At 63.1% G+C, this 8,805-nt stretch carries 8 protein-coding genes; all 8 read right to left on the reverse strand.

Going from position 1 to position 8,805, the window contains the following annotated elements:
• Positions 1-100 precede the first annotated feature (100 nt).
• The 8 genes from AC1D1P_RS08250 to fdhD all read right to left on the reverse strand — a co-directional run bounded on the left by AC1D1P_RS08250 (position 101) and on the right by fdhD (position 8,674).
• On the reverse strand, positions 101-3,070 hold the full coding sequence (locus tag AC1D1P_RS08250) for a formate dehydrogenase subunit alpha (RefSeq protein ID WP_477672647.1): 2,970 nt from the start codon (positions 3,068-3,070) through the stop codon (positions 101-103).
• Positions 3,071-3,133: 63 nt separating this feature from the next.
• Complete coding sequence (locus AC1D1P_RS08255; RefSeq protein WP_477672648.1) at positions 3,134-3,340, reverse strand: formate dehydrogenase; 207 nt, start codon at positions 3,338-3,340, stop codon at positions 3,134-3,136.
• A 206-nt stretch (positions 3,341-3,546) separates the two neighbouring features.
• Positions 3,547-4,164 (reverse strand): TorD/DmsD family molecular chaperone, encoded by a 618-nt coding sequence (locus tag AC1D1P_RS08260; RefSeq protein ID WP_477669774.1) that lies wholly within the window; start codon positions 4,162-4,164, stop codon positions 3,547-3,549.
• A gap of 22 nt (positions 4,165-4,186) precedes the next feature.
• Complete coding sequence (locus tag AC1D1P_RS08265) at positions 4,187-6,322, reverse strand: 4Fe-4S binding protein (protein WP_477672649.1); 2,136 nt, start codon at positions 6,320-6,322, stop codon at positions 4,187-4,189.
• Positions 6,252-6,995 (reverse strand): DUF3306 domain-containing protein, encoded by a 744-nt coding sequence (locus AC1D1P_RS08270; protein WP_477672650.1) that lies wholly within the window; start codon positions 6,993-6,995, stop codon positions 6,252-6,254. Before AC1D1P_RS08270 ends, AC1D1P_RS08265 begins: the two co-directional genes overlap by 71 nt.
• Positions 6,988-7,536, reverse strand: a complete 549-nt coding sequence (locus tag AC1D1P_RS08275; RefSeq protein WP_477672651.1) for a DUF3305 domain-containing protein — start codon at positions 7,534-7,536, stop codon at positions 6,988-6,990. The genes AC1D1P_RS08270 and AC1D1P_RS08275 overlap by 8 nt, the downstream gene beginning before the upstream one ends.
• A 92-nt stretch (positions 7,537-7,628) precedes the next feature.
• A complete protein-coding gene (locus AC1D1P_RS08280; RefSeq protein WP_477669778.1) occupies positions 7,629-7,853 on the reverse strand; it encodes a formate dehydrogenase subunit delta in 225 nt (74 codons plus the stop codon).
• A complete protein-coding gene (gene fdhD / locus AC1D1P_RS08285; RefSeq protein WP_477669779.1) occupies positions 7,850-8,674 on the reverse strand; it encodes a formate dehydrogenase accessory sulfurtransferase FdhD in 825 nt (274 codons plus the stop codon). Before fdhD ends, AC1D1P_RS08280 begins: the two co-directional genes overlap by 4 nt.
• Positions 8,675-8,805: the final 131 nt, after the last annotated feature.

Below are 8,805 nucleotides of genomic sequence, written 5' to 3' on the forward strand. Positions count from 1 at the left end.
TTCAAGCAGGGGCCGCGGAACCGGCTTTGCCGGGCCGCAGGCGCAGCGGCCCCCTCGGGGGGCAGCGCATTACACGAAGTGAAAAGCGTGGGGGTCATGTTTATGCCCTTTCGACGTTGCAGACCGTCGTTTTTGTTTCTTGCATCATCGTGACGCTGTCGTAGCCGTATGTTGTTGCCGTGTTGATTGCCTCGCCGCGCACAACCGGTGCCGCGCCATTCGGGTAGTACGCCAGCATGTCGGCGCCTTGCCAGCGGCCCGAGAAGTGGAAAGGCATGAACACGGTGTCAGGCCCCACGCGCTCGGTCACCAGGGCCTGCACATTGAGGCGTGCGCCGGTGGGGGTGCTGACCCAGGCGCGTTCGCCGTTGCGTATGCCTTTTTCGGCTGCGACCTTGGGGTTGATCTCGATGAACATCTCCTGCTGCAGTTCGGCCAGCCAGGGGTTGGAGCGGGTTTCTTCGCCGCCGCCTTCATATTCCACCAGCCGACCGGAGGTCATGACCAACGGGAATTTCTCATGCACCTTGTCGGCGATGTTCTTTTGCTGGATGGTTTTGTACAGCGTGGGCAGGCGCCAGAAGGCTTTCTTGTCGTCGTGCGTCGGGTACTTGGCCATGAGGTCGGCCCGGTTGCCGTAAAGCGGCTCGCGGTGCTGCGGAATGGCGTCGGGGAAGTTCCAGACCACGGCGCGCGCCTTGGCATTGCCGAAGGGATGGCAGCCATGGTTCTTCATGACAACGCGGATGATGCCGCCCGATGAGTCGGTCTTCCAGTTCTTGCCTTCGGCGGCGGTTTTCTCGGCATCGGTCAGCTCGTCCCACCAGCCGAGTTTTTTGACCAGCAGGTGGTCGAACTCGGGGTAGCCGGTCTGGATGTCGGCACCCTTGGAATGGGATCCGTCTTCTGCCAGCAGGTTTTTGCCTTCGCGTTCCACGCCGAAGTTGGCGCGGAAGTTACCGCCGCCTTCCATCACATGTTTGGAGGTGTCATACAGGTTGGGCGAGCCCGGGTGTTTCATCTCGGGCGTGCCGTAGCAGGGCCATGRCAGGCCGAAGTAATCGCCCGTGGTGTCGTAGCCGGTTGCCTTGTCAACGCCGCCTTTGGACTTGAGGGTCTTGACGTCGAACAGGTGCATGTTGCGCATGTGCGCCTTGAGGCGCTCCGGGCTCTGGCCGGTGTAGCCGATGGTCCAGCAGGTCTTGTTGATCTCGCGCAGGATGTCTTCGGGCACGGGCTCGTCCATGCCCTTGACCTTTTGCATCTTGTAGTTCTTGGAAAGCTCTCTGGCAAAGCCGAGCTTTTCGGCGAACTGGTGCATGATCATGTGGTCGGTACGGCTCTCCCAGAGCGGCTCGATCACTTTTTCGCGCCACTGGATGGAACGGTTGGAAGCCGTCACCGAGCCGCTGGTTTCAAACTGCGTGGCGGCCGGCAGCAAATACACCGCGCGGTTGGGGTTGAGGTCTTCGGCCTTGCCGGGCATGGCCGCCATGGCGGCGGTGGCCGATGGATACGGATCCACCACCACCAGCAGGTCCAGCTTGTCCATCGCGCGTTTCATTTCCAGGCCGCGCGTCTGTGAGTTGGGCGCGTGGCCCCAGAAGAAGACGCCGCGCAGGTTGGAGTCCTGGTCGATGAATTCGTTTTTCTCCATCACGCCGTCGATCCAGCGCGAGACCGTGATGCCGGGTTTTCCCATCATGGCGGCGGAGGCATAACGCCCCTTGATCCAGTCGAACTCGACGCCCCAGATCTTTGCGAAGTGCTTCCAGGAGCCCTCGGCCAGGCCGTAGTAGCCGGGCAGCGAATCGGGGTTGGGGCCGACGTCGGTGGCGCCCTGCACGTTGTCGTGACCGCGGAAGATGTTGGTACCGCCGCCGGAAACACCGACATTGCCCAGCGCCAGCTGCAGGATGCACGAAGCACGAACCATGGCGTTGCCGATGGTGTGCTGGGTCTGGCCCATGCACCAGACGATGGTGGACGGCCGGTTCTTGGCCATCATCTCAGCAGCCATGTAGACACGCGCCTCGGGCACGCCACAGGCTTCTTCCACCTTGTCGGGCGTCCATTTGGCCAGCACGTCTTCCTTGACCTTGTCCATGCCGTAGACACGGTCGTTGATGTACTTCTTGTCTTCCCAGCCGTTCTTGAAGATGTGATACAGCATGCCGAACAGGAAGGGGATGTCGGAGCCGGAGCGGATGCGGATGTATTCGTCGGCCTTGGCGGCAGTGCGGGTAAAGCGCGGATCGACCACGATCATCTTGCAGCCGGTTTCCTTGGCGTGCAGCATGTGCAGCAGGCTGACGGGGTGGGCCTCGGCCGCGTTGGAGCCGATGTACAGGGCGACCTTGCTGTTTTGCATGTCGTTGTACGAATTGGTCATGGCGCCGTAGCCCCAGGTGTTGGCGACGCCGGCCACCGTGGTGGAGTGGCAGATGCGGGCCTGGTGGTCGCAGTTGTTGCTGCCCCACAGGCTCATCCACTTGCGCAGCAGGTAGGCCTGCTCGTTGTTGTGTTTGGACGACCCCACCACATACACCGAGTCAGGGCCGCTGGCCTTGCGCAGCTCCAGCATGCGGTCGGTGATTTCCTTCAGGGCGACGTCCCAGCTGATGCGCTCGTATTTTCCGTTCACCAGCTTCATCGGATAGCGCAGGCGGTATTCGCCGTGGCCGTGCTCGCGCAGGGCAGCGCCCTTGGCGCAATGGGCCCCAAGGTTGATGGGCGAATCAAACACCGGCTCCTGGCGGACCCAGACGCCGTTCTCTACTACGGCGTCGACCGCACAGCCGACAGAGCAATGGCTGCAGACGGTGCGCTTGACTTCGATCTTTCCCGTGCCGTCGCCAGCGCCCGGTGTGGCGGCCTTGGCCTTTTTGACCAGGGTTAATTGCGTAGCGGCCAGGCCGACGCCGACACCCAGGCCGGAGCGGCGCAGGAAGGCGCGGCGGTCCATGGTGGGCAGCGCATTGGACAGGCCCCGCGACAGGCTTTGCACAAAGCGCGCGGAACCCGCGCGATGCACGGGATGGACATCAGAAGATTTTTTCGTGAGCAGCATGAAGCTCTCCGTAGAAGGTGAAATCGGGGGGGCCGGTCGGGCGGAACTGGAAGCCAGGGCTATCTAGATGCGGGTGGTCTTGTAGTAGCGCTTGACGTGTTCCGAGAGGCTGTAGCCGCCGCCTTTTTCAGGGGYCGGCTTGGGCTCTGGAAGCTCGGCTTGAAGCGCAGGTGCGCCGGGCAACGCGACGATGGCCGCGGCTGCCGCGCCTGTGGCGGCTGCGCCGAAAAAGAATCCCCTGCGTGAGGGTTTTGGCTGGCTGTCCTGCATGGTGATCTCCAGGGGAAGGCTTGCTGGCTATGTAACCGTTTGCATAGTACTGTAAGGCAGAGCGCTGCGCACCACAATGGTTAGCGCCGCTCAACGTCCAAGTCTAGGGAAAACGATAGGCGATCTTATTGTCAGACTCGGCGGCTCTGGCCGGCTGGCCATTCAAAAGCTGTCTCATTTTGAGAAAAAAAAAGTTCATGCATCCCTCAGGCCAGCATGTCGAAGCCCTGCGCCTCAACGCTGATGAAGGTCTGGGTAAAGGCCGCGAGCGCGGCATAAAAACGCGCCTTGGGATGCGCCGTGATGGCATCGCACATCAGCGGCACCCAGGGCTGGACATGACGCGCGAAAAATTCTCGCTGGCGTGTCAAATTGGCTACCTCGACATCGTCGCCGGCGATCAGGTAGCGCATGACTTCGCACAGGTAGGCCACATGGTCTTCGGTCTCGGGCATGGTCTCGTCACGTGCCAGGCCTAACGCGGCGATGTCGGTGCGCAAGGCCGCCAACGGCTTCTCATTGAGGAAACCGCTGAGGTAGTGCGAACCAAAGAGGTACACCTCGGGTTTGCCGACGCCGCCGAACAGGGCGTCGTGTTCGCGAGTGATGTCGGCCAGGCTGTGTGCGCGGGCGGCTGCGACGAGTTCGCCCCACGAACTTTCGAGCAAGCCTCCTGCGGCGGGTGCCTCAGTCACGGCAACGCGGAGGTTTTCATGCAACTCTGCGGAGGGTGCCGAATAGTAAAGCGCGGCCAGCAAGCCATAGACTTCGGCCCGCGCGGTTTCTTCGTCCAGGGTAGAGGCGGTAAGTTGGGCTTGCGTCATGGTGGCGTCTGGTTCTTTGGGCTCACCGGATGTCGGTGATCTTGAGCTCGTTGTCGGCGGAATAAATGTCGATGACGCGGCAGTCACTGCACATCTTGAGGCGGTCGGCGGCCGCACCCYGGAACATCGCGTGCCCCGCGAGCTTGCCGAGCATGGACTCGATGGCCTTGAGCGTGCCGAAGGGTTTGCTGCAGCGTATGCACTGGTAGGGCTGGCTCTCGTTGAGCACGCGCGCCTCTTTGCGTAGCGGTGTGAGCAACAGGCGCGGCTGCAGCGTGATGGCATCCTCAGGGCATGTGGTGGCGCACAGGCCGCACTGCACGCAGTTTTTTTCGATGAACTTGAGCTGGGGGCGGTCCGGGTTGTCTTGCAGTGCGCTGGCGGGGCAGGCGCTCACGCAGCTCAGGCACAGCGTGCAGGTGTCGGCGTTGACGGTCAGGCTGCCGAAGGGCGAGCCTTTGGCGGGCAGCGCGATCGCCTCGGGCAAGGCGGCGGGCGCCTGGCCCATGAGGTGGTCCAGCGCCATGTCGAGCGTGCTGCGCTTTTCCTGCGCCACAGCAAAACGCGCCGCAGTGGCGGGCACTGTGGGACGGCCTCGCGCCAGCGCCTGAAGGCTGGCATCGAGCCCGGCCACGGCGTCAGCGCCTTCGCCGGCGTGCATCAGATGAAAGTGAACGCCCGCATAGCCCAGGCCATTGAGCAGAGTTTGCGCGACCCGCATTTGATCCGCCAGGCCTTCGAGGTAAGCAGGCGCCTCTTCGCGCGTCACCAGCACGGCGACCTGGGACGCACCAAAGGCAATGGCGCTGAGCCACAAATCCAGGCCCACGCTGGCCGTGTGCCACAACGCCTGCGGGATCACATTGGCCGGAACGCCCCGCACGGTTTTTTGCAGCCGCGCAGTGCGGCCCAGAGCCTCGACCGCCTGCTGGCCGCTGTCCTGGCTGTGAAACAGCAGCACCGGTTGCGTGCCGCCGGCTTTGGCATATGCCGACAGCAGGGTCTTGATGCGCACGCCCTGCTCACTGGCACGCGGGTAGGCGTAAGTGAGCGCCCCCGTCGGGCACACGGTGGTGCAGGCGCCGCAGCCCACGCAGAGATTGGGGTTGACGACGATCTGCTGCCTGCTTTTCTCGCTGCTAACGGCACCTGCCGAGCAAATGTCGATGCAGGCATTGCAGCCCACGGTTTCATTGCGGCTGTGGGCGCAGAGCTTTTGCTTGTAGGCGAAGAATTTGGGCTTTTCAAACTCGCCGACCATGTCGCGCAGCTTGACCACCGTGGCCAGCAGGCCGGGTGAGGCCAGGCCGGCGGATACATTCAGGGCAAAGTAGCCTTGGGGTGGCGCGTGCAGCGCGACCAGGGGTTTAGCAGCAAGGTCGAGCACCAGGTCAAACGCTTCCGTGAGTGTTTGCGATGCGCGGTTGAAGTCAATGGCACCGGCCACCTTGCATACGGCTACGCAATCACGGTGGGATGTGCATTTGGCTGCATCGACCTGGTAGCTCAGGTCGATGGCGCCTTCGGGGCACACGGCGACGCAGGCATTGCATCGTGTGCAAAGGTCCAGGTCGATAGCGTTGGTCTTGTCCCAGCTGGCCTCAAACGCACCCAGCCAGCCTTTGAGCGCGAGCCGCTCACCGCTGATCACAGGATATTTGCGTTCTTGCGAGGGAAACCCGGCCTGCGCCTGGGACGAAACGCCCTGGGCGAAGATGGTCACGTCCAGCGTGTCGGCCACAAGCGCCGCCACCTGCTCTGCCTGGTCGAGTGCGCCCACGATGAGCAGGCGCCCGGCGCTTTTGTAGGTGACGGTGGACACCGGTTCGGCGTCCGGCAGGTGGGCCGCGGCCAGCAGGGCCGCGATTTTCGGCGTGGCGCCGGCGGCGTCTTTGCTCCAGCCGCCGGTCTCGCGGATATTGACGAACTTCACCACCGAGGTGACGCCCTGGGTCTGCTCGCCCACTTCGGCAAACAGCCGCTTCTCCTGGGTACAGGCCACGACGACATCGTCGCCGGACTGCGCGGCCTTCTGGAAGGCGCCCACCTCGCGGCGGCACAGCGCCGAATGCAGCGTCAGGGTCTCGTTAAGTGCCGCGCCCAGCGCCTGGGGCTGGAGCGGCATGGTCTGGTTGCAGTCGCAAATCAGTGTGGGCATGGTCTTCTTGGCTGGCACCGGCCGGGTCGGGCTGGGATTGGCTGGTTGATAAAGCGCCTGGCGCTTGCGACGGGGCTATGTCCGGATTTTCATAGGACTGTGCCACGGTTTCGCCCGTGGGGTTATTGGCGCTTTCCCGTGGCAGGTTGACGGGGTCGTCTTGCGGGTCGGCAGCCTTCGCTTGGTCTTCGCCTGCCGCGTCCTCTGCGCTGCTTTTGTTTTTCTCTTTCTCCTTGTCCTCATCGTCATCAAAGAGATTGAGAAACTTCGCACTCGTCATCTGCCGCAGCATGCCCTCGGGGATGGGGTCGGACTTGGAGTAGTCATCGATGTAGATGTCCAGGCCGTCCATCACATTGAAATGCGGGTCGGCAAAGAGTTGCTTCATGGCCGCGTTGCGCACGTCGGGCGTCACATCGCCGGCCATAAAGGGCTTGAAGTCGGAATCCTTGGTGAGCAGCCTGGCGTCGGCCAGCGTGAGCGCTTTCTTTTCCGGCGGATTTTCCGGTGATTTTTGCGCCGGTTCCTGGGGTGTCTGGACTTGCAGGGCGGGCGCGTTGGCATCCGTTGCCGGTGGTGCAGCCACAACCGGTTCTTCCAGTGGTTTGCCCATCACAGCGTCGGCCTTGCGGCGGGACCATCGCCCCAAAAAGCCCTTCGGTTCGTCAGCCATGCTGGCCTCCGCCGGTTTTCTTTTCCGTGCTGACCCGCGCCGGATTACCGAAGCGGTCCGTCAGCGGCTTAAAGCTCTGCGGGCGCTGCCGGCGCTTGGCCTCCAGCACGTAATGCTGGTCCACAAACTGCTGCAGCCACTGCACGACCTGCGGCGGCGCGGGCACCTGCTCCACCGTTTCCTGCGCATCCAGCCACCGCCCGGCATCGTGGTAACTCAAGGTGACGATCTGCGGAATCGCGATGGGTTCATCGGCCAGCAGGGCCTCTTCTTCCATGCGCCAGACCACCCAGAAGCAGGGCTGCCCGGTGCTGGCATTGAGGTAGTAGCCTTCGGCGTCGTCGGTGAAAAGCTCGACCTTGAAGCCGGGGTGCAGCCAGCGCTCTTCGCGCTCGTCTTTCAGCAAGAGGCGCGGCGCGGCGCCAAAGGCGTCTTCGTGGGGGACGATGTCGGCCAGTTCCCAGCGCCAGGGCTGCCAGCGGTTGTCGATGCGCTCGCGGCGCATGACAACGGCGACCGCGGTGCACGGGCGGTGCAGCATGGCATCTGTTTCAGGGGACTGCAGCAGGAAATCCGACATGCCCGCAGTGTACGGCGGACAAATAAGGCGCTTGTAATAACCTCAATAACCTTCTAAATTAGTAGGGAGCGGTGCTCCAGCGCGGCACGGCGCACCACGTCGCTGATCCCTTCGCCGCCATGGCTCTCGATCAGCTCCAGCAGCGCCTTGCGCATCCGCGGGTCCCAGAATTTCTTGAGGTGCATGGCCAGTTCCTGCAGGGCTTCCGTGCGGTCAGGCATGGTTTCAAAGAATGCGCCGATCTGGTTGACCATGCGGATCAGGTTGTCGTTGTTCACAGGATGTACTCCAGGTTGACACGCTCCTTGTGGCTGTACACGGAAAGATCCTCCCCGCGCACAAAACCCAGAAGCGCCACGCCGGCGGTTTGCGCCACATCAATCGCCAGACCCGTCACGCCCGACACGGCCGCCAGCAACGTCACGCCGGCCATGGCTGTTTTGTGCACCATCTCGTAGCTGGCGCGGCTGGTGACGACGATAAAACCCGCATCGGCCCCTACGCCGTTCATGCGGCGGCGCTGCAGCGCGCCAATCAGCTTGTCCAGCGCGTTGTGCCTGCCGACGTCTTCGCGCAGCACCACGATATCGCCTTCGGCATTGCACCAGGCGGCCGCGTGGGTGGCACCGGTGGCGCTGAGCAGCAATTGCTGCTCGCGCAGGTTGATCAGGGCGCGGGTGATGGCGCCCGCTTCAAACTCCCCGCCGCCCTGCACGCGCGGCGGCAGGCGCACCGCATGCTCGAGGCTTTCCGTACCGCACAGGCCGCAGCCGGTGCGGCCGGTCATGCTGCGGCGACGGTCTTTCAAACGCGCAAAGCACGATGCCGCAATGGTCAGGTGCAGCGTCTCCCCTTGCTCACTGCTGGTCTGTTCAATGTCGTGAATCTGCGTGTAGTCGTCCACGATGCCTTCGGTGACGGAAAAGCCGAAGGCAAAGTCTTCGAGGTCGGAGGGGCTGGCCAGCATCACGGCGTGCGAGATGCCGTTGTACTCCAGCGCCACAGGCACCTCTTCGGCTACCCAGTCCGACCGGTCAAACGGGCGATGTGCCCGCACCCCCGTCACAGGGGCTTCACGGCAACCTTCAACCACCTGCATGAGCTGCCTCCGCTGCACCGGCAAGCGGACCGCCCGCCGGTTGTGACGCCGCATCCAGCAACTGCAGTTGCTGCTTGTTGAAGCGCGAGTAGGATTTTTGCCATTCCGACGGCTGCGCCACCGGCATAACC

The sequence above is a fragment of the Polaromonas sp. P1_E1_2 genome, from assembly GCF_056406035.1.